Raw genomic sequence first — 21,767 nt, 5'->3', positions numbered from 1 at the left:
CGGTGGGATGACCGATGCCGCGCGAGGCCGTGGCAAGCAGGAACGTCTTCCGTTCTCCCAGCGTGGTACAGATAAACGACCTCGGTGCGGCAACCGCATTGTCGATTGACGGATCGAGGCCCAAACTCGACTCCCATCTTGTTGCCGGCGCCAAACTTCCTGGCGCCGAGAGCCGGTGCAGGATTTGGGCCAGCACTATAGAAGGGGCACTCTCGCGTCTTTTTTTACGCAATGTGGCTTTCGAAGACAGCCGGAGTCGGTTTCAGACATGATGACGCTTGTATTCCGACAGATTGCGCACGTGGCACAGGCCACAGGGAAGGGGCTGCTTCCGGCAAGGTGATCGCTCGCCCGGCCGCTGCCATTGTTTGAGCGGGCCACGCTCTGGTTGGATTTGTCGATGCAGAGCCATGCGAGTGACCCCGCCCGCCCCCGGGCAAGGCTCGGCGATGGGCCGGTAACGTCACGTCGCGTGAGGTTGACTGGATCAAGCAACTGGAGCGCTCTCCTCGCCTTTGAAGCGTCACTCAGAGCAGCGCAAGCGTTGCGGCTCAACCGGTTGTCGCAGGGAGGCAGACCCTATTCCGTTCATGCCGTGTTCGGAACAGCGTGCGCACAGCGGCATCAATTGTGAGTTGGCCAAAGAACGCAGGACTAGCTTAAGTCCATTCGTTACTCTGTCCCGCACACGGACGGGCGTACTTCGTCTGTCCAGACCCGGCTGGTCGGTATCGGCAACCGCGCAATGCACTCGCTCTGCATCATCTGCCGACTCTTACTCGCAAAATACGAAAATACCAGGTCGCCGCTACCTGACCTGCTTAGAGCCCGCAAAGACCCGCTTTGGTGGCTTGCCGTGGCGCTTTTCGCACAGTGTCGTAGCATCTTGAACACCGTGTGAGGGCCTGAACGACGCACAAGACGCACTGAGTGGCTAGAATGGCTCGTCTTCCAATTCTCCCCGCTCCAGAAATGCCATCCAGTATACTCAGAGCACTGGTACGACGCTTGCTTAAGGATGAAGCGAAGTTCCGCCTTCATAGGCAGATTAGCCATGCGAGGCGGCCCGCCAGATCGGCTCCTTAACAAGTAGGTGACTATATGTCCGGTGTCGCCGGTGCGTTTCTCTGCGCTTCAAGCAAACCATCGCCGCGTGTTGTTGATCAGCTGAAGAAAATGATTCCGACACTTGCACTACGTGGGCAAGCAGGTGTCGTAGTCTCTGCTTTCATGCATGAGCGTGGGATCCGATACGGAAGGGCGTTTCAATCGAACGATAATTCAGTGCGCATTGACTGCATCGAACAGGAGCCGCGCTTTCGGCCTCATGTCGCAATCGCGCAGATCCGTAGCGGATCCTGTGGAACTGGGGGTGACGGCAATGTGCAGTCAATTCCTAGCCGCCATTTTGCAATTTCTCTGGATGGCGCCTTGGTGAACGCCCGTGAACTCAGGAGCGAATTACGCGCTCAGGGCCAACTGATAGGTACCAACACAGACACCGAGCTCTTGCTGAGGTGGATTGAACGATCTTGCGAACAAGAATATTGGCGTCACGGCTTGCCCGCAGACTACGAAGCTATCTTTCGCGAGCTTGATGATCGTATCGATGGTGCCATTACCGCGCTTTTACTAGATAACAACGGAGATCTTGTTGCATACCGCAATCGAAGCGGTTTGCGACCATTGGAGACTATGCGGACAAATGATGGATTGTTGCTCTTTGCTTCTGAAACTTGTGCCTTCGCCGGCTTGGAAGGTGAGACCCAGCAGCTCGTGCCTGGGAGCATACAGCGCGCGGACGCCAAGACGGGCGGCAGCGTTGACCATGCTCTGAACAGCCGACGACATAAGGCCAAACTCTGCGCCTACGAAACTCTCTATTTGGGAAGTCCGGACACGTCGGTCGAGGGCCATTCACATCGCCAAACTCGTTACAACATCGGGCTCGCCTTGGGGAGAATTGTTGCGGAGCGAGTTCAAGCAGAGCCGCTCTTGATGCCGCCAATCGTGTCCTCCATGCCAAATACTGGGGGGCCGTACGCCGATGGTCTGTTTGACTCACTCGCCGAACAGGGCGTGCTCGCCGAGCGTAGTGACGTAGTGGCGGCGCAATTTCCTGAGCGAACGCTCCTGGGCAAATCGAGGGCCCGGCAATCTCGCATTGCTCAAAAGTATCGAGTGTCGGAACCTGCCGTCGCTAAACGGACCATAATAGTTGTCGACGAGGCCCTTATTCGAGGCGATACCAGCCAAGCCGTCACAACAATGCTCCTTGCCGCTGGAGCCAAGGCCGTACATTGGGCGATTGGTTCGCCACCTATAGTTGCTCCAAACTACTACGGCATGGGTATTGATACGCTAGATGAGCTCGCATTCTGGCAGGCACTGAAGCGACTGCCGCCCGAACTGCGCGCCCAGTGCCTTCGTTTTCACAGAATGGACCCGCCAGCCCTCAGGCTGATTGAAAGCAACATTGCGACGGCGATCCAAGCAGCAACAATAACTTATCTGCCCTTCCGCGCCCTTGTATCCATATTGGCCAACAGGCTGGACGGCATCGATTTGTCACCCTTCACGTTGGAGATGCCGACCCCCGCTGGGCGGCGGCGCGCGGACAGAAACTTGGAAGCGTTCCTGGCCGCTCTTCCTGTCAATCCCCGTCTGAGGTCAGGATCATGAAACCCGCTCTCGTATTTGACTGGAACGGAACACTGCTCGATGACACGTACGCGCTGCTCGAAACGACCAATGTCATTTTGGACCGCTTTGGTCGTCCGAGCATCGATATAAACACCTTTCGAGAGCATAGTGATGTTCCTCTCTCTCGTCTCTATCATGGACTTGGAATGTCGCAGGAGGAGGTTGAGGCAGTTGAGCGCGACGATGGCGCACTGTTTCATGACACATACGAGCCTCTTGCGGATAAAGCCGATTTACGTGAGGGGGCGCGCAGAGTGCTCGAGTTAGGGCGACGAGAATCCGCTCTACTCATCATCCTCAGCAACCACATAGTCGCGCCTCTACAGTCCCAGCTGAGGAGACTTGGAGTGGATAACTACATCACCGATGTGCTCGCCTTTGAAAGCCGTGCCACGCAATTTAAATCGATGAGCAAAGGAGAGCGGCTTCGCCTTTATATGGACAGGCACAACCTGACGCCCTCATCAACCTTCATCATCGGCGATATGCCCGTCGAGACTGATATTGCGCGCAATCTCGGGCTGACAAGCATATCCATTACCGGAGGATTTGTTTCGACCTCGCGCCTGCAAGCCGCGCGTCCAGATTACACGATCAACAACCATCACGAGCTGCTGCCCATCCTACAAAGCCGTGGCTTCTTTTCGGACCGCTAAATCATGACCAAAGGATCATCAGCGAACGCAGCTCCCAAAAGGATCAAGCAGAGCATAGGGCTTATCGGAGCGGGGCGGATGGGAACGGGTATAGGCATCAGCCTGCTGCGTCAGCGACGCGAGCTTCACATCAAAGTCAACAAGAGCCGACTCGGTGCTGATCGCCTGACAGGTGCAGGAGCCAGAGAGCATAAGTCGATCGCTGAATTGGCGCAGCATGTCAGTGTGGTGGTGTTGTCCTTACCGTCCAGCCGCGAAGTTGAGACTGTGTGCCTCGATCATGATGGGCTGTTTGCGCACATGTGCCGCGGAGGTTTGATCATTGATTGCACGACCTCGTATCCTGCCTCGACGATTGCATTGGCCAAAAAGGCGCAAAGACGAGGTCTAAGCTTTATTGATGCTCCGGTGACCCGGAGCCCCGAGCAAGCAGAGCTCGGCCTTCTCAATGCCATGGTTGGATCGGATGCAAGACTCTTTCCTGTCGCCGAACGCATTCTTGCGGCGTTTTGCGAGACCGTGATGCACGCTGGAGATATCGGACAAGGGCACAAGCTCAAGCTTGTTTACAACAGCATGACCATGGGCATCGCTGCGGTTGCCGCTGAGGTTTGCCAATTCGCGGATAGTCTTCAGATAGATCTTGTAACGCTACGCTCTTTGGTCGGTCGGGGCTCTACTAACAGCGGAATATTCCAAGCCTTCGCCGCCTTTTTGTTGGGAGAGAAACCAGATGCACTGGCAATCTCAATTGCAAATGCTGCAAAGGACATCGAGTGTGCGGTGCGCCTAGCGCGCGAGAATGCCGTGTGCGTGCCGGTCCTGGATGCTGCCGCACAGGAATTCAGCGTTTCGGTTATCGCAGGCAAAGGTGAACTGACCCTGCCGAATTTGGCCCGGTCATAAGCGCTTCGTATGACTCCAAGCAGGCCATCTTACCGCGAGTCCGTGGTGTGCATGTTTCGGCGCATGCCGCATCCTGCGCTATGTGTGATGACCTTGCCCCTCAGGCTTAATCCAGGTTGAAGTTCGCTCTGGCCCAAGACAAGGACCAGGCATGAAGCGCAGCCGCTTTTCGGAAGAGCAGATCATCGGGATTTTGAAGGAGCACGAGGCTGGCGTTTCGGTTGCCGATCTGTGCCGGAAGTACGGCGTCAGTGACGCCAGTATCTACAAATGGAAAGCCAGGTTTGGCGGGATGGAGGTCTCGGAGGCCAAGCGGCTGAAGTCACTGGAGGACGAGAACACGCGGCTGAAGCGGTTGCTGGCTGATGCCATGCTGGACAATGCAGCGCTGAAGGACTTGTTGGGAAAGAAATGGTGACGCCCGCGGGGAAGCGGAAAGCTGTCGCGCATCTCGTGGATGCCCACGGGGGACCATCAGATACCAGACGACCCGGGCGGATGATGCCGCCCTGCGTCAACGCATGAGGGCGATCGCCCAGGAGCGTCGCCGCTTCGGCTATCGGCGCCTGCATGTTCTGCTCAAGCGGGAGGGCCATGTGATCAACCACAAGAAGCTCTTCCGGCTCTACCGGGAAGAGAAGCTTGCGGTGCGTCGCCGTGGTGGCCGCAAGCGGGCAATTGGGACCCGGGCGCCGATGACAGTGCCGATGGCGCCGAACGACCGCTGGTCGCTCGACTTCGTCTCGGATCAGCTCACCGACGGCCGCCGCTTCCGCATCCTGACCGTGGTCGATGATTGCACCCGCGAGTGCCTGGCGCTTGTGGCCGACACCTCGCTCTCGCGCGCCCGGGTCGCGCGGGAACTGGACCGACTGGTGATGGAGCGGAGCAAGCCCAGAATGGTGGTTAGCGACAACGGTAGCGAGTTCACCAGCAATGCCATCCTGACCTGGGCCGACCAGAGCCGCGTCGCATGGCACTACATCGCGCCGGGCAAGCCCATGCAGAACGCCTTCATCGAGAGCTTCAACGGCCGGTTGCGGGATGAATTTGAACGAGACGCTGTTCACGTCGCTGGCCCGGGCCCGCGTCACGCTTGGATGCTGGCGGGCCGATTACAACGACGCACGACCACACTCGCAGCTCGGATGGAAGACCCCGTCGGAGTTCGCCTTCACCTGTCATCCGCGCCGGGATCTGGCGCTGCGCTATGCCGAAGGCTCCGCGCCAGCTCCCGTCGCTCCCACCGCCCAACCGGGCAAATCCAACGACCGGGGCGAACTCAGAACCGGATAAAACTTGGGGGCAAGGTCAGTGACATTAGGCTTTAGCATGAGCCGAATCCGGCAGCGCGTCGCGAAGCTCCAGGGCACCGAACTGACCCAGGGCGCTGCCGGTCGCAGACGGTGGTTTAGCGATGAACGCTATCGTTAGGTCAAGCGCAGAAAGGGCCTCGACCATAGGAGCATGATTCGCATTGCACCCCTTCGGTCCATCATACCGCGCCGCTCCAACGCCGACCGAAGAGAAGCGGCATTATGCCAACGCGAACCAATCGCGCTGCCTACCCGAGCCGCAGACCGCCAATCTGCGACGCGCGAGCGCATGTCCCGCTCTGGCCACTTCCCAGGGAATCTCGTCGAGTTCGAGGGCTATCTGCTCGGCACTACGCAATTTGCATCTTCGGAGAGATTCGAGAACGCGACGTTCGAGCGCTGCGGCATCATAGCTCGGCTCGACGTTCCCTTCTTCGAAGCGATCGCACCAGAGAACGTGGCCGCGCCAGACTATGAAATGGCTTCCGCACCCTCCGTCGCGCCATACCGATGGATACAGAGTCGCCTTCCCAGCGCGCATGTCGAGCTTCCACGCCTTTCCAGCGCGCGGATCGAGGTTGACGACCAGGGTTTCACCGCAACCGTCCGGGCAGCGCATCAAAACGGATCGGAGAGCGCCGCGACGCACGAAAACCGCGTCGCCGGGCTTCTCCAGCAGGCACTCGCCCTCGTCGCGGTACTCCGCTTCGCCGCGCAATCGAATCCATCTCGCAGGACCTGTCATGTGGTCGTCCTCGTTCTTAGGTCCTCAGCCAGCCGGGCAGCAACGACATAGCCCTTGGTGCGCCGATAGCGATCGGCGGCGGGTCCATCGTCCCACTGGCATCGTCGAAGTAGCTGCACGGCGACCGCGGCCTGATACTCGCTTGGGCACGATTGGGTTGCCATTCCCAACCGCCTTAGTTGCCGCACGACCGTGGACATCCAACAGTACTGGGCGGTCGGCTCGCAAGGGCCCGGGGCATGGATGAAACTAGACGCCGCATAGAGGCGATCTATTTCGGACCACCAAACCAGATCTTCGTACTGCTCTCCATTGCATTCTGGAGGTAGCTCGAAGGCGAACCACGTCTCAAGAGCCGCAACGTCTGCCGTGAGCGGAGCCTGCCGCAGCACCGAAGCGAGGTCGATGAGAATCGCCTGTTCGTTCTTCACGCGCACGTTTTCGCCGTGCAGGTCGCCGTGGGCCGGAGCCAAGAGATAATGTTGCTGAAGGCTTGTGAGTTTCTTCCATACTTCGTCTGGGCCGATAGCAATTCCATTTCGCTGGGCGGCTTCAGGGTATAAGGGACGGATGTCTTGCGGCCGACACATTTCGGCGTCGTACATTGCGTCAGCCACTGAGCCCTCGATCAGACCTCTGGCGTAGGCTTGGTCCCGCCAGCAACCGAGCGTCTCGTCGAATAGCGAGGTGACCGCCCGTGCCGCGAGGTTGCGGCGAGCCAGATCCCACAATGATTCCGATCGATCGACGAAGTTGCCGACCAACAGGCTCCGTTCCGTTCCCCGAATGATCTGGTGAACGTTGGGTCTGAGGCCGAATGGAATGAACCTGTCGGCGAAATCGAGGTAGTTCCGGTACTCTCGCTCAATCTTGTCGCGTCTATCCAGCTTCGCGAAGGCAGGCTGCGGCCATAGTCCGGCGTTCGACCCTTCCACGATCATGTGCACGGCAAATACACGCGCACCGGAGCGTCCGCCCGTCAGTTCGTCAAGTGTGATGCGGCTGCAGTGCGCGAACGCGCGTTGCAGGAGCGTCGTGTCCACTTCGCTAACCGGCTCGCGGTTCTTGGCAGATTCGACAATCAGATTGGCGCGCGGTTTCGGGCCTGCGTTGTGCCGCGCGGCTCCTTCCGCTAGCGCGTGCGCCGGCGGATTGGTCCGGGCAACTATATTGGGAATTTTGAGGATCTCGCCCGCCACTGCCTGCAGCCGCCCCATGGCCGCATCGTTCCCCGTCACGAGATCCACCCGGGCCCCATAGTCCACGAGGGCCCTTAAGTGACGCCGGGCCGTCGACACGACCGCATCGGGGACATCGGCGCCGAACCAGAAAACAGCGGCGCACGCGTTCGAGGCGTCGACGAGCTGCGCACACCCGCATTGGCGGACGATCAGATTTCGGTTCTCGAACTCGCGTTGAGTTTCGTCGGTCGGTGGAGCCCCGAACCAGAGAACCTCGCGGCGCACGTCAATCATGAGGCACCCGTGGCCGGACCGGAAGGGGCCAAGAGTGGCCCCTCGCAAGCGCGCCGCTTCGAGAACAAACGATGCACCCCGGCACTATCCGAGCGATGGTCGGGCGTACGGTGCCGCGGATCCCGTCGTAAAGTTGGAAACGGGCCTGACTGGGGATGGGCGTCACGGCGGCCATGAACATTGTCGCGGCCAAGGACGCCACCGTCGAATTGATTGACATGACCGCGGGCTGCGGTTCATGGGCACCCACCAGATACGGATCCGAGGCGCGTTGCTCCGGACTCATCATCTCGCGTCGGATCTGATTGGCGTCGAGTGCTCCCGTGCACGTCAGACACGGCAACTCCGGAGCCAGCATCTGTACGCGACCGGTGATGTGCGTGACCACGCCGTCGCGCGCCGTGATGCTTGTTCCCATGTCGATCGTCGGCACGAGGTGCTGGTAGGCGAGCTGGGAGACGACCGCTCTACTCGCATGCGAATCGGTGCACAGAAAGATGAAGTCGACGCTAGTCAGCTCGGCGGCGCTGCTCTCATCAACCACGTCGGCTCTCAGGCCGCGGACTCGGGCCGAGGGCAAGCACGCGCGAATTTCCCTCTCCGCGACATCTATCTTGGCGGCGCCCACGTCGCTCGTACCTGCGCCCGCCAGGCGGTTCAGGTTCGTGGTTTCGACCGCGTCGGGATCGATCAGCACGTAATAGCGGACGCCAAGGCGCGCCAATTGTTGGATCAGCACCGATCCCGTGCCACCCAGACCGACTACGCCTACCTTGAGGGAGGAGATCACGCGCTGCCCTTCGGCGCCGAAAGCGCGAACCTGCCGGTCGTACTGACCTTGAGTAGAGTCCGCGGCTCCGCCTTGCGACAGCAAGACCAGCCTTTCGCCGACCTCCCAGGTCGGCACCTCCTCGGACTTGCCAATCCGGCGCGCACGACAGCCGCCCTGCCCCAACACCAGCGTCAGGTGGTCCCCGGCCGACGCCCGACGCCGCAGATAGTCGGCAAGCGCCACCTCGCCCTCGTCGTCGATCTTGGAGAAGCTCGGGTGCCCCCGCTCGAAGGGATGTGTGTGCATGAGCACGACGCTGCGACCCTGAGCGCGCGCGCGATTGGCGACGTCCACGATGAATGCAGGCCGAAGCGAGGCCGATGTCTCGTCGCGATGTTCGTACGCCGATTCCGGCACGACTCCGATTTCGTCGACCACCCATGTGCTGGTTCTCGCGTCGTGGACCGAATAGGCCACCCCGCAGCTCTCCAGTGGCGCGGCCGCGAGCAGCTTGGCCGACGTGGTCCGATATGCCGAGGCGGGGAATCGCAGACCGCTCATTGTAGGCGCCTCAGCCGGTCCGCGATGGTGTTCATCCAGCTCGACAGCGTGTCGCGATTCGGATTCCAGCCTTGAAGATGCCACGAGAACCAGAGACCGGATTCGGCCGTTTCAGGAATTGTGTTGTTGTTACCGGAGTTGCAGGGCATGCGCCCGCCCTCTAGCAGCAGGTCGTTGTCCGCCCAGAAGCAGTCGGGAGCGGCGAAGGGATAGCCGGCCGGGACCAGGAAGCGGATCGAAGTGGAGGTCTTGCTCCAGCCGACGGGCAGCGACACCGAGCGGATGGTCACGAGTGTGGCGCCCCCCGGGAGAAGCTGCGTGCACACTTCCGCGTAGCGCTGGCGGAGCTCGTCGATCTGCAATTCTGGAACGCCCATGTCAGCCGAAGTTTGCTTTCGGCGCCGACGAAAAGCGCAGGGGCCCCTTGTCCTTGTCCAGGGCGACCAGTTCGTCGTCCGCGATGATGCGGTCAGGGTCGTTTCCATGGCCCTCAAGAACAAGGTCGTGCGACGGGTCCCAATCCGTGACGCGCGCCTTGATCTGCAGCCCCGTCAATGCCGGCTGGTCCGTCTCGTATTTCTTTCCGCCGACTAAGAAGAAATACGTTTCCTGGTGATCGCCTTTGGCGCCTTGATTCTCGTTCATCTGATCGTCGTCCTTGTTGACTTCGCGAGGTCTCGGCGCCGCAGGACTTCCCACCGGCCCGGGAATGTGCGAATCTGTGCAAATCACACGATGCGGGTTCCCGGCCCGCGTGTCAATGCGTGTCATTCGCACATGAACGATGAATTCCTTCGAAAAACGTCTAGTTGAAGCAGTAAAGCGCAAACGTGAAGCTGAAGGACTCAGCATCCGGGCGCTTTCGTCCCTCGTCGGGCTCAGCTTCTCGACCCTGGCACGCATCGAGCGCGGCGAGGGGCTTCCCGACAACAATTCCAAGATCAGGTTGCTGGAATGGCTGGGCCCGGACGGCGAGCAGGCTGGGCTTATCTTCGACAGGGTAGCCTTCGTGCATTTCCGTGCGGCCAAGAACGTGCGCTCGCCGACGGTCCACGCACTCCTCCGCTCGGCGGAGCTCATACGACGACACTCGAGCGTCTCATTCTCAGGCGAGTCCCCCGCTGCGCCCCATCAGGGCAACGAAGCGGTGACGCTTTCGAAGGAAGAGCTGGAGGAGACCGCAGACCGTTTCAGGAAGGATCTCGGACTCGCTCCGGAACGACCTTTGGACTCCCTGAGAGTCGAAGTGGAAGGAATTCTTCTCTTCAAGCTCACGAAGACGAACTGCCTCGATGGTGCTCTCGTGAAGCATCTTTCGATCGACGCGTGCGACGAGTGGTCCGCAATGAGCGTGCCGCTCAATCAAGCTGAGGACACGTGGGCGGTCCTTCTCAACGACTGCCACACTGTCGAGCGACAACGGGTGACTCTGATGGAGGAATATTGGCACATCCTCCTCGGGCATAAGCTGACGAAGATTGCGCGCGTGGCCGACGGGTACGGCCGCACGTACGACCAGTCCGAGGAGCACGACGCCTTCTATTTGGCGTCCGCCACGCTACTTCCTCGATCCGCCATGATCGACGCGGTCTCCAATCGCTCGACATCTGTCGATATTGCACGGAAGTTCGGCACGTCCGCCGAACTGGTCGACTACCGGCTCAAGAGGCTGGGGCTGTGGCGAGAGCACGTCGGCAAAAGAATCGCGCTTTCCTCGGACTGAGGAGGCTTCGGCCCTGAGGCACTACATCGCCTCGCGCCCTCGCTGGATAATATCCACCGCCCTGCTGTTTCAGTTGGGTGATGACATTCCAGGAGGGTAAATGATGCCCCGCAAATCCGACCCTGATCGCCAGGCTTGAGGCAAAGCCACTCCCAAGCCAGTTCCCGGACCGGCAATCCCGATTTGCAGGCCTGCTCGAGCAGGACGGCAAACGGATGTTCGCGGACTGTCAGCAATTCGAATGCCAGTAGCTCGAGCAAAGCATGGCAATCGTTGATGGCCTTGTGAGCTTGGTGAAGAAGCCGGCACCGATAAGCAAGGCCGAGGCGCGAGACCTCGAAACCGTGCTTTCGCCATTTTCCAAGCTGTCCGCTGGAATATAGGCCAGTAGCGCGTCGCACATTTGCGGTCGAATCCCGCATTGTTGGGGTCACGATCACCGCATCGTCTGCGAACGTGGACACCGCCGCCTCGTCTATCCGATGGCCCGCGACCATCTCCTTCGTCATCCCGGTGAGTGCGATTACATCCGGCGTGATGGCTCGCACAGCTCATTGAACGAAGAGAACGATCACCAAATCGTCCGGTGCTGACAAAGGCATCCAGCAGGCCGCAGAGTTCGGTCCGGGCCGTCAACCCCAAGATCCATCGCTGTTTCATTCCTGTAGTACGGCATTAACTGGGATAAGGCGTGAACTATCAAGAGATGGTCTCGCCGTGCTCAAGGATCTGCGCTTTGATCAACCTCGGCGCTCGTGTTGTGATCGGATCGGGCGTGGCCGATCAAGATCGTTGCGGGACGCATAAGGATATCGCCAGTTGGCTGTCCTGTCCGATCGCGGGTTCAGGATCTTGTCCGAGGGAACCGAACCCTTCTGTCTATTCCCCAGCGATGAACATCCTAACCTTCGGGTACACAGGTTCTGCCTGCGGCGCTTGTTCGCGGCGCGTCATGCCCGCACCTTAATGTCCCCAGCGTAGAGCCAGCGGATTGAGCTCACGCGCAAGCTCGATCAATCCAGCTCTCGTCGCGGGATGGATCTGCTCGAGCGGATGCCGCACGGCATCGCATTTGATGACGCCACCTTCTGTCATCACGCTCTTGGCGGCGCGAAGGCCGCACTGGCGGTTTTCGAAGTTGATGAGCGGCAGCACCCTTGCATACGCAAGAGCGGCTTTGTGCCTGTCGCCCGCTCTGTGATGATCGAGCACGGGGCCGAGCAGGTCGGGCAACAGCGCGCTTGACATTGTTCCGCTCGCACCGGCATCGAGGTCTGCCATCATGGTGATGGCTTCCTCCCCGTCAAAAGGACCAATGATGACCTCACCGCCGAGCTCGATCAAACTGCGCAGCTTGGCAGCCGCAAACGGCACCTCGATCTTGAAATATCTGGCGAGCGGCACCTCGCAAGCGAGCCGGACCAGAAACGGGACCGTCAATGTAACGCCGGAGAGCAGCGCGTCCTGGACCATGATTGGAATCCCGGCTGCGTCCGCGACCCGGCCGAAATGCCCGATCATGGCGCCTTCATCCGCCTTGAGGCTTGCGCCATGATAAGGCGGCATCAGCATGAGGAGGCTTGCGCCACGCTCGGCCGCATAGCGGGCGCGTTGCACTGCAATCTGGGTGCTGAAATGGCTGCAGGTCACCATGACTGGCTTGCGGCCCGCGACATGCGAAAGACAGAGCTCGACCAGAACGTCACGTTCCTGATCAGACAGCAGGAACTGCTCGGAATAGTTGGCCAGAATGCAGATCCCGTCCACGCCTTGATCAATCATGCAATCGAGAACGCGCCGCTGCCCTTCGAGATCGAGATCTCCAGAGTCCGTAAACGGCGTCGGAGCGACCGGGAACAAGCCGCGATAGATGGGCGTTTTCGCATCTCTCATGTGGAGGATTCCAGACAGGAGGCAGTCAGTTGCTGTCGAACTCGATCAGCCCATCGCAAACATCCAAGCAACGGAGCCGATGCCGTCGAACCTTTTGGACAGATTGACTGGCGTGGCGTCCACGAACAAGATTGGTTTGAGACCTTGCTCGCGTTGGAAGCCTGTCGCGCCTCCTCATTAGATCCAGCCAGGCGGCACCAGATCCGTCAGGATGGCAAGGCATTCAAACAGGAAGTAGCTTCCGAAGATCAGCTCGACGTTCTGGGCCGCATCGATATCGCGCACGATCGCCTTTCGGGTGAAGCAGCCGCCGGTGAGCATTCCAGGCGGGCGCGGGTCATCGGGAGCAGTCGGTGTCAGGTATTTCGAGCTCAGCTGAGTAACTGTGCGCTCCGCAAATAAGCGATATTTGGCGCCCCCCTCAGGACCAAGCGCGGATGCGAGGCGCAGCGCCGCGGCAGCAGCGATAGCAGTGGCCGCAGTATCCCTACTTGTGTTGGGGATCGCCGGATCGTCGAAATCCCAGAAGGCAACGAGATCCGCAGGGACATGGTCGATCCACCAGTCAAGAAGGCGCACGGCGTAGTCGCGCCATAGCGGTTCGTCCGGGCGGACCATGGCGGCGTGAGCGGTGTAGAGCATCGCCCATCCCTGCGCCCGGCCCCAGGTGCTGGAATCACTATATCCCTTGTGGGTGTGCGTTCTGAGTACCTTGCCGGTGTGTGGATCAAGGGTGGAAGACTGGATAACTGAATTGTCCTGCCGCACGTGGATCTCCAGGACACGCCGCATATGTGCATTGGCGACCTCCTCCATCCGAGCATCGGAAAGCTCGTCTGCGGCCCAATAGAGCAGGCCTGTCGCCTGGAGCGAGTCGATGCTGCTCTCCGAGGCTCCGACTGCGCTCGCCTCCTCGGCATCTCCGCCCAACGGTATCAGTCCGAGGTGTGGATCGAACATATCCCGAAGCGACCTTGCTGCGGTCAAAGCCGCCGCGCGGGCGCCTTCATCCTTGAACAGGATGCTGCCGAGGGCGCCAGCATGATAGAAGCCGAAGCCCTTGAAGGCCGTAAGCCGCTCGGCACGCGGCAACATTCGGCTTAGCGCAGCACGTGCGTCTTCGATTGAGAATTGCCTTCGATCAGCGAGATGCGCGAGCCAAAGCTCGCCGACAAATGCCCCGCCGGTCCAATCACCATCGGGCGTAAACGTCCATTTTCCGTCGGCGGCACTCGCCCAATGTGGCAAGCCCGAGCGTGCAGTGTCCCGAGTCTCGGCGATGCGCTTCAGCATACGCTCGCGCGCGGGCAGATATTGGCTTTGCGACATGGCTTCTGGTCCAACATAAAATTCGCCGCGCGGCTTTGGCCTGGCGGCAACTTAAAGCTCTTTACCAACAGATCCTGGGCTGGCGTGAACGGTTAGTGTTCACTAGACTTCGTGCTGGTTGCATCGCCGCCGAGGAGCACGCCTCGTCAGCAGCACCGCAGGGAACGCTGCGCGCAAGTTGATGTCGATCACCATGCCCCCCTCCTGAAGTAAGCATGCTACTTTCGAGAAGTCTGTTTGTTCGTTTAGTGATGCGAGTCCGCGGTTCCGATGGCGCCCGTATCGTAAAGATCCTTTAATTTCCTGGTGTCATAGCCCAGCTCCTTCAGAATCTCTTCCGTTTGCGCACCGAGCTTTTGCGGCGGCAAACGCACGTCCGGCTGCTCGCCGTCGTAGCGCACGGGATGGCTGACAAGGGTGATGGGAGTTCCGGTCGCGCCCGTCACGACCTGAAAATTTTTGTTGTGCGCGATCTGCGGATCGGCAACCACGTCGGCATAATCGTTCACCGCAGCGTGCCAAATTCCACGCGCTTCGAACAAGACAATGCATTCGGTGGTTGTGCGTTTGGCGACACTGGCCGCAATCATGGCTGACGCCTCGTCCCGCCGGCGATACGCCTCCTCGTCAGGAATTCGCTGGTCGGCCGGAAGACCAAGCGCGTCTGAGAGCGCCTCCAGCGATCCCAACGAGATCGCTATGTGTCCATCGCGTGTCGTATAGATGCCGTAGGGCGCGCCATAGTACCATCCGGCGACCGGGCCTGGCTGACGGACGTCGTCAGGCCTTTGGCCGTTCAGGTAACAGGTAAAAGATTCCATCTGCAGGTCGAGCGCAGCCGACAGCAGGCTAACATCGACGCGGCAGCCCTGCCCCGTCCGCGCTTTCCTCACCAGGGCCGCCAGGATCCCCGCCGCAAACAAGGCGGCGCCGTGATGATCGATGGCGGAAACGCCGACAGCCCGCGGCCCCTGCTCGCGACTTCCGGTGATCATCGCAAGTCCCGATAGCGCCTGGATCAAGAGATCCTGGCCTGGGCGATCGACGTAGGGCCCGTCAGGACCGTAGCCGGAGGCAGCGGCATAGATGATCTGCGGATTGATCTTCTTTGCATCATCGTAGCCGAGACCAAGCTTGTCGAGCACACCCGGGCGGAAGTTCTCTGCGATCACATCCGATTTCGCGATCAGTTGCCTGGCGATGACAACGGCTTCGGGTTTTTTCAGATCGAGCGTGAGGCTGCGCTTGTTGCGGTTTCCCGTCAGAAGCAACATCGATTGGCCATCAACCCGCTTGTCTGCCCCGCCCCATTTCCTCTGAAAGGCCCCTCCGGGCGGCTCCACGGCGATCACGTCCGCACCGAGGTCGGCGAGAAACTGGACGCCGACCGGACCCATCAGAAAGTGATTGAAGCTGAGGACACGAATGCCCTTCAAGAGATCGACCATCATCCTTGCTTTCGGTTTTGCCTGAAATCGAGCTGCTTGGGTCCCGATTTCTGAAATCGATTTCAGGATTATGCTGGGCAAGAACCGGAGTCAAGCGAATCGACCAACTTTCGAATGAGATTCGCTTCGCCCCGCTCCATCTGCGCATGAGAGGGCCAGAAATAGCCGCGATGGCCCGCATACCGGGCTTGAGAAGGTGGCGCTCGTGATGGTTTAACCCTTTTGAGGGGAGATCCTCTCCTTCTCCTGGTAGCTAACGCAAATGGACAAGAAACCTGTGATCGCGCCAAAAGGCCGCCAGCAGCCGCGCGTGAAGATCGAGGACGTTGCCCGGAAGGCGAATGTGTCGCCGGCGACGGTGTCGCGGGTGCTCAATCACCCCGATATCGTACGGCCGGAGCTTCGCGACAGGGTCATGCGGCATATCAATGACCTGGCCTACACGCGCGATAGCGCAGCCAGGGCATTGAAATCGGGCCGCATGCGGACCGTCGGCGTCATCGTTCCGACCCTGGCGCTCGGTATCTTTGCAGAAGGCGTGGAAGCGCTCCAGAACCGCCTCAGCGAAAGCGGCTACACGCTTTTCATTGCGAATTCGCAATATGACCAGCGGCGTGAATTTCAGGAACTGCAAAGTCTGATTGAACGTGGCATCGATGGAATCGTGCTGGTCGGAGCTTCCCACGGACGGGAGCTGAGGAGCCTGATCGAACAGGCAGGCGTACCCGTCATCACCACCTATGTTGCCAAGGCCGGCGGCGGCATCCCCGCGATCGGAATCGACAATGAAAGCGCCACCCGCGAGATGACGGAGTATCTGCTAAGGCTTGGACACCTCCGTTTCGGCGCGATTGCCAACGTTGTCGCCGCGTCCAATGACAGATCCCGCGCCAGGCTCGAGGGAATTCAGCGCGCGCTCTCGGACGCGGGCCTCCCGCTCAAGCCAACCCAGATCGTCAAGGCCGATTATTCGCTAGCCCAGGGCCGTAGTGCCCTTCGTCAACTCCTCACCGATCACCCGGACACGACAGCGGTCATCTGCACCACCGACACGCTTGCCATCGGTGCAATGGCAGAGGCTCGCAAGATGGGTCTGGCCGTACCGGCCACGCTTTCCATCACAGGATTCGATGATGTGGAGCTGGCGGCGCAAATGGATCCGCCGCTCACGACAGTCAGTGTTCCGGCAGCAGAAATCGGCCGGGGAGCCGCCGATTATCTCATCAATGCCATTGCCGGAAGTCCTGTCCCGAGAAGCGTCGTGTTGCCGTACCGGCTGGTCGTGCGGTCATCGAGCGCCCCGCCGCGGTCCAGCGTCCGTCCCGCCCGTCGCGGGCGCAGCCGAGATCATTGATCGGGTCACGGTCCTGAAAACTATTTCAGAGCCGTAGCCTGGTCTCGCGTCCCAGACCCGTTGACGCAAGCTGCTCGCCCCCATTTCACTCATCGTCCGTAAGTAGAGTTGGCTGACCATACGATGCGCCACTTGCGCGACCGTCAATGGCACAAGAGGCTTCTCAATGCTCGCGTTCGACGTGAACGGAGTGAACGGGCGCGTGGTGGTGGCTGGCGCCCAGTTCATGCAGTCTATGATGCAGGCGATGATGCGCAAGTTCCAGGGCAGCTCGCAGCCGCGCGTGTCGCGCTTCGTCGGACTTGGGAGCGAGCGTGTCCATATAGGCGATCGATCCCTCGATTTGAGCAAGGACCGACACTGCATCCGCCGTGGCAAAGATGGGCATTCCGCCTACCTTGACATACACCGCACTGGTGTGCGCCGCAATGTCGGCCTCGCGTCCGGCGACACTGCCCCGAACGCGCAGCGCGATCCAACATGACTCGCTAATGGGCAGCGAGAGCTGCCCCTTGCACGACAAGCCCCCGCATCGAACCTCCTCGAGGACCGTGCCGTTACATATGAGCTCCACCCGCGCCGGCGGAACGCTGACCGATTCGATCCGCCACTCGATCGTGAGGGTGCCGCCTGAACGGGGAAGCGCCACCGTGGCTCCAGGGCGACGTCCTTCAACGGTCATCTCAACCAGAGGCCCGACCGTGATGAACGTGTCCCCGCTGCGTACGGCATCCATCCAGTTGCGATACGTGAAGTCGCGTTCGCCCAGCCGCACATAGGTCCGCGAGCCCCCGAGGAGTGCGGCCGCGTCCATCTTGTCGGAGCCGGCTACTAGCGGCAGATGGTACCCGATGTTGAGGTAGCGATACCAGTCGGCGAGACCAAACGCGCTGATCTGCGCGGTCCGCGGGTTGAACGACATCATTTCGATGGCGTCGACAAGGCCGAGCACAATGTCGGCCGCACGTTCCGCCTGTGGGTTCGGCGCATGCGGCATTACGACCAGTCCCCCTTGTTGACGGCAGCGCTCCGCCCAGTCGGCCATGGTGGCTTCCAGAACATGGCCGACCGCAGCTTCGTTGGATCCGCCGCAAGAGAGCGGATTTATCATCTCACCTTCGTAGCCGAGCAGAGATATGTGCCCCAGAACCTGCATCCGGTTCTCCGTGCCGACCCGAACCAGGAATTCTCCGTCCCCGCCGAAATCCTTTGCCCCGATCGTCGTGCGTCCGTCGAAATCGGCGACGTTGGTGAATAGCTCGCCCCACTGTGCGGCGAGCAAGTTGACGACGTTGACCCCCTCAGCCTTGCCCTCAAGCAGCGCTGTCTGCGGGCTCAGGAAATGGACGTGCGTATCAGAGCTAACCCACCCCTGTTCGCGCCAGCGCAGTACACGATCGAGCTCAAAGGTGAGATTGTCCGTCGTTGCAGTGATTTCGACGATGGTGCGCAGCGGGCGCACCTCAAAACCCCTGCAGATCTCTACGAACACGGGCCCGAGCGGCAGGTCCGCCTCGCAACTGCCGTCCACGTAGGCGTACTGGTTCAGCCCATTGGCAAATTCGCCCGAGAAGTCCTCGAACCTGCCGGTATTGACCTTGCGGTGATGTCCCTTGGGTGGCAGATACTCTCCGTGCGCACCATGGACATGCAGCCGCGCGGCAACACGCACGCCGCTGCCCTTCTCCACGATCCGGATCTTGACTGGCCTTGTGGCCGGTTCGACTGTCGCCACGGTGAGCGAGGCGCCGCCTGCGTTACCCGCCACCTTCCAACGATCGAAGATCGAACATGTGCAAGCGGCCATCGTCGGAGCGCAGATAGAGCCTTGCGTCCGGATGCGCGGAGTACTCGACGATGACTTCGTTGTCGGAGCGCACGGGCTGCACATCAACGTTGGCGCCCAGCCAATCCGCTCTGGAGTACTCGAGCACTGCGCGGGCCGAGATGACCGTGCCGAGGTCCATGCCAATCTGCTCGCCTCGATCGTCGACATCGAGCTCGCCAAGCTTGTTCAGATGAACCCCGGGCGGCAGCCTCACCTTCAGCTTGCGACGGCCCTGGAGGCGCAGCGGGTGCTGGGTGAGCGTTGTCGTGGTCACCGCAAAGACAAGAGAGATTTCCTGTTCCGCGCGCAAGCTTAGCGCCGAAAGCTCCTTGTCCGGATAGGGATTCGGGAGCGCGTAAAGCCACAGGTTCTCACCTTGTCGATCCATGCGTCCCGATTGGGTGCGGGCCTCGCCCTGGAAGAAGCTCGCACCCGGCGCTCTGCCGAGTACAAAGTCCTCGCCGGTGCTTGCATGCACGATGGGCGCGCGTAGCGGCAGGGCGGCGAACGCACTCGCACTCCAGGAGATGTGGTTCTGCTGGATCGCGAAGCGGCGCAGCACCGGCACGTCGGTCTCGCTACCGTCGGCGTAGCAGAGCCCGTATGTCGCCACCCGGTCGCCGAGTGGATTACCTTCAACAGGCAGCGTCGCCGGGCCGATCTCTCCGAAACCCTCGGGGCTTGTACTGGGGCGGTCTGCCGCCACTTGCACGAACAGCACATAGCTCGCCATCGTCGGCGGCAACGCAATTACGGCAGGAGGGGCCCCGGGGCGCAGCTCCAGCACATCAGGCCCTGTTTCGCTGCCGAAGAGGAAGGGCATGCCGCGATGGGTCTGGAGCCCGCGAAGCGCATCGATCCAGCCGGTGTCACCTGGGCGGGCGGCGAACCCTTCACCGGCATTTGCGCGCCTGGCGTTGAAATAGCGCTTCAAGTCCACAGGCGTGAAGTGCGGCGATGAAGGTGCTTTCATGCTTCGGACTCCAGTTTCAGCAACTCTGGTGCCTCGCAAGCAGTCTTTGTGTTGTGAATGACTGCTCGCGCAAGGACGCTTGCGCCGACCTCATGCTCATGCCCAGCATCAAGAGACACGCGCGAGCTCTTATGTTTTGCACCTGACGTGGACGCTTTGCGTCTGCCGCGGGCGCGGCGAAGCGCAGGGGCAGAGTGTGTTCATTCACCGATGTAGAGGCGGCCGCGCTTCTTGGCGATCTGGTAGACCAGCACGCTCAGGAGCGCGATCAACGATCCGTAGACGGGAAACATCCAGGCGATGTGCTCGCGTTGCAACCAGACCAGCAGATAGGGTGACGTCCCGCCAAACAAAGAGACGCCGAGCGCATAGCCGAGAGCCACTCCGGTGGTCCGCACGGCGCGCGGCATCAGCGTGGTGGCGATGAAGTTATAGAGGGCCATGTTGAAGCCCACGATCGCGCCGCCGAACACCGTGACAAAGAAGAACGTAACGATGCCTTTTTCCGAATAGAGCAGTGTCAGGAAGAAGCATGGGATAAGCAATAGGCGCAGCAGCGTGAACGCGCGCGAGGGTCGCACCTTGTCCGCGAAAGCGCCGACAAGAGGCGCCGTTGACATCCAGATCAGGACCATCAGCGTCATGATCCCGTACACATACGTGCTGTTCTCCTTGAAGACCGTGTTGGCCATGTTGGGCAGACCGGTGTTCCAGGCATAGTTGGCGATCTGCACCGACCCGATCACCAGGATGACGGCGAGCAGCGAAAGGCGGACGCTCCATAGCGTTTTCCACACACCGCCAGTCGTTTCCTGAATGCGCGAAGACTCGTCTTGACGATACATGGCTCGATTGATCAAGGTTTCCGGCACCGTCGTGCGCAGATAGATGATCAAAAGGCCGAGCACGCCACCGACCGCAAAGGGTATGCGCCAGGCCCACTCGCGCATGGCTTCAGGTGCGACCGAGGCGCTCACCAGGAAGGCAACCAGGCTGGATCCAAGGCTTCCCAACTGGATGAATGTGCCACCAATCAGACCGAGGTAGTGTCCTTCCTTTCCAGGTGGCGCCAATTCAATGGCAATGGCGTTGGCGACACCAGCCTCAGCGCCTGTGGCAAGCCCCTGAATCAGCCGCATGATCAGCAGCGCTATGGCCGCTGTGACGCCGAGGTCCTTGTAGGTGGGCAGCAAGGATATCAAAAGCGAGCAAGCCGCCATGGCCGTGACCGAGATCAGCATCACGCGCTTGTGGCTGATGCGATCTGCGACCGGCCCCAGCAAAACCGCACCCAGCGGCCGAGCGCAAAAGCCTGCCCCGTACACGGCCAGTCCCGCCAGCAGCGAGGTGGTGGGATCATCGGAAGGGAAGAAGTGCGGCGAGAGAAACGCTGCCATTACGCCGTAGACATTCCAGTCGTACCACTCCAGCGCCACCCCTCCTCCAAGGCCGGCGGTCATCCGCTTGTTGGCAGTTTGCTTGTCAAGCTGGATCGGTACAGCGCTGGGCTGAGCAATGATGTTCATGGGTCCTCGGGCTCTGTTGATGACGTTAATGATGTTGCGGGTCGCGCGAGAACGAGCAGCCGCTCGTCGGCTCAACTGCGCCCGCAGCGACGGGGTCTACGAGAGCGGCGGCCTTGAGCAGGCCCGACCCGCGGAAGCCAGGCGCAAAAGGTGCCCGGGATGCCGGCGGAAAGCCCGCCTGGCTTCACGTATTTGCGGGCCTCGCCTCACGAGTGGCCATTGCACGACAATCGCGCAGGACGCCTCCATCGTTGCTTCCGACTTGCGCGGCGGCTCGCATAAAGCGCGCGCGACATTCCGTGCCATTCCCATGGCTAACCCTCCTCCTGTTGCTCTAAGCGCGCTTCTTAAGAAGCTGATGTTCTTGTTGGACAGCGCGGCGTCGAAAGACCGCCGCAGCGTCAATGAGATCCTTCAGATGCGACCACTCTCGTCGGCCGCACGCTTCCGGTTTCCCGCATTCATCGGGCATTTTGACACCGATAGCTGAAATCGATTTCACAGTCAATAAGAATTCGGAACTGTGGAGTCAAGCCGCTTTTTCAAGGCTGAGGGCCGC

16 protein-coding genes and 1 pseudogene are annotated in these 21,767 nt (G+C 60.4%); 6 read left to right on the top strand and 11 right to left on the bottom strand.

Going from position 1 to position 21,767, the window contains the following annotated elements:
- The first annotated feature begins 1,101 nt into the window (after window positions 1–1,101).
- From ACVIIV_RS14870 to ACVIIV_RS14855, 4 genes and pseudogenes are all read left to right on the top strand, one after another.
- Complete coding sequence (locus tag ACVIIV_RS14870) at window positions 1,102–2,682, top strand: hypothetical protein (protein WP_456744859.1); 1,581 nt, start codon at window positions 1,102–1,104, stop codon at window positions 2,680–2,682.
- The gene (locus tag ACVIIV_RS14865; protein WP_456744858.1) at window positions 2,679–3,359 is read left to right on the top strand and encodes an HAD family hydrolase; all 681 of its coding nucleotides are present in this window, start codon (window positions 2,679–2,681) and stop codon (window positions 3,357–3,359) included. Before ACVIIV_RS14870 ends, ACVIIV_RS14865 begins: the two co-directional genes overlap by 4 nt.
- A gap of 3 nt (window positions 3,360–3,362) precedes the next feature.
- On the top strand, window positions 3,363–4,265 hold the full coding sequence (locus tag ACVIIV_RS14860; protein WP_456744857.1) for an NAD(P)-dependent oxidoreductase: 903 nt from the start codon (window positions 3,363–3,365) through the stop codon (window positions 4,263–4,265).
- A gap of 151 nt (window positions 4,266–4,416) precedes the next feature.
- A pseudogene (locus ACVIIV_RS14855) lies at window positions 4,417–5,561 on the top strand (IS3 family transposase).
- Window positions 5,562–5,801: 240 nt separating this feature from the next.
- Here ACVIIV_RS14855 and ACVIIV_RS14850 read toward each other — a convergent pair.
- From ACVIIV_RS14850 to ACVIIV_RS14830, 5 genes are read right to left on the bottom strand one after another with little or no spacing between them, the layout of a single operon-like run.
- Window positions 5,802–6,326 carry a DUF6527 family protein gene (locus ACVIIV_RS14850; RefSeq protein ID WP_456744856.1) on the bottom strand — a complete coding sequence of 175 codons (525 nt, stop codon included), beginning with the start codon at window positions 6,324–6,326 and terminating at the stop codon, window positions 5,802–5,804.
- Window positions 6,323–7,801, bottom strand: a complete 1,479-nt coding sequence (locus ACVIIV_RS14845) for a hypothetical protein (protein WP_456744855.1) — start codon at window positions 7,799–7,801, stop codon at window positions 6,323–6,325. Before ACVIIV_RS14845 ends, ACVIIV_RS14850 begins: the two co-directional genes overlap by 4 nt.
- Window positions 7,794–9,134, bottom strand: a complete 1,341-nt coding sequence (locus ACVIIV_RS14840) for a ThiF family adenylyltransferase (protein ID WP_456744854.1) — start codon at window positions 9,132–9,134, stop codon at window positions 7,794–7,796. Before ACVIIV_RS14840 ends, ACVIIV_RS14845 begins: the two co-directional genes overlap by 8 nt.
- On the bottom strand, window positions 9,131–9,496 hold the full coding sequence (locus tag ACVIIV_RS14835; protein ID WP_456744853.1) for an E2/UBC family protein: 366 nt from the start codon (window positions 9,494–9,496) through the stop codon (window positions 9,131–9,133). The genes ACVIIV_RS14840 and ACVIIV_RS14835 overlap by 4 nt, the downstream gene beginning before the upstream one ends.
- Window positions 9,497–9,512: 16 nt before the next feature.
- Entirely contained in the window at window positions 9,513–9,779 is a 267-nt protein-coding gene (locus ACVIIV_RS14830; RefSeq protein ID WP_456744852.1) for a multiubiquitin domain-containing protein, read from the bottom strand.
- A 139-nt stretch (window positions 9,780–9,918) separates the two neighbouring features.
- Here ACVIIV_RS14830 and ACVIIV_RS14825 point away from each other — a divergent pair, with 139 nt between their 5' ends.
- The gene (locus ACVIIV_RS14825; protein WP_456744851.1) at window positions 9,919–10,857 is read left to right on the top strand and encodes a helix-turn-helix domain-containing protein; all 939 of its coding nucleotides are present in this window, start codon (window positions 9,919–9,921) and stop codon (window positions 10,855–10,857) included.
- 963 nt (window positions 10,858–11,820) lie between these two features.
- On the opposite strand, the gene ACVIIV_RS14820 is transcribed toward ACVIIV_RS14825, so the two are convergent.
- From ACVIIV_RS14820 to ACVIIV_RS14810, 3 genes are all read right to left on the bottom strand, one after another.
- Complete coding sequence (locus ACVIIV_RS14820) at window positions 11,821–12,750, bottom strand: dihydrodipicolinate synthase family protein (RefSeq protein WP_456744850.1); 930 nt, start codon at window positions 12,748–12,750, stop codon at window positions 11,821–11,823.
- 177 nt (window positions 12,751–12,927) lie between these two features.
- A complete protein-coding gene (locus tag ACVIIV_RS14815; protein WP_456744849.1) occupies window positions 12,928–14,079 on the bottom strand; it encodes a hypothetical protein in 1,152 nt (383 codons plus the stop codon).
- Window positions 14,080–14,324: 245 nt separating this feature from the next.
- Window positions 14,325–15,530 (bottom strand): CaiB/BaiF CoA transferase family protein, encoded by a 1,206-nt coding sequence (locus tag ACVIIV_RS14810; protein ID WP_456744848.1) that lies wholly within the window; start codon window positions 15,528–15,530, stop codon window positions 14,325–14,327.
- 259 nt (window positions 15,531–15,789) lie between these two features.
- Here ACVIIV_RS14810 and ACVIIV_RS14805 point away from each other — a divergent pair, with 259 nt between their 5' ends.
- Window positions 15,790–16,881: a LacI family DNA-binding transcriptional regulator gene (locus tag ACVIIV_RS14805; RefSeq protein WP_456744847.1), complete on the top strand. Its 1,092-nt coding sequence runs from the start codon at window positions 15,790–15,792 to the stop codon at window positions 16,879–16,881.
- A gap of 163 nt (window positions 16,882–17,044) precedes the next feature.
- Here the strand turns inward: ACVIIV_RS14805 and ACVIIV_RS14800 are convergent, their stop codons facing one another.
- The 3 genes from ACVIIV_RS14800 to ACVIIV_RS14790 all read right to left on the bottom strand — a co-directional run bounded on the left by ACVIIV_RS14800 (window position 17,045) and on the right by ACVIIV_RS14790 (window position 21,208).
- On the bottom strand, window positions 17,045–18,571 hold the full coding sequence (locus tag ACVIIV_RS14800) for a CehA/McbA family metallohydrolase (protein WP_456744846.1): 1,527 nt from the start codon (window positions 18,569–18,571) through the stop codon (window positions 17,045–17,047).
- Window positions 18,572–18,638: 67 nt separating this feature from the next.
- A complete protein-coding gene (locus ACVIIV_RS14795; protein ID WP_456744845.1) occupies window positions 18,639–19,682 on the bottom strand; it encodes a hypothetical protein in 1,044 nt (347 codons plus the stop codon).
- Between the two features lie 200 nt (window positions 19,683–19,882).
- A complete protein-coding gene (locus tag ACVIIV_RS14790; RefSeq protein ID WP_456744844.1) occupies window positions 19,883–21,208 on the bottom strand; it encodes an MFS transporter in 1,326 nt (441 codons plus the stop codon).
- Window positions 21,209–21,767: the final 559 nt, after the last annotated feature.

The organism is Bradyrhizobium sp. USDA 4354 (assembly GCF_054060315.1).
Note: the sequence above shows the minus strand (reverse complement) of the source record. Positions and strands in the feature narration are given on the sequence as shown.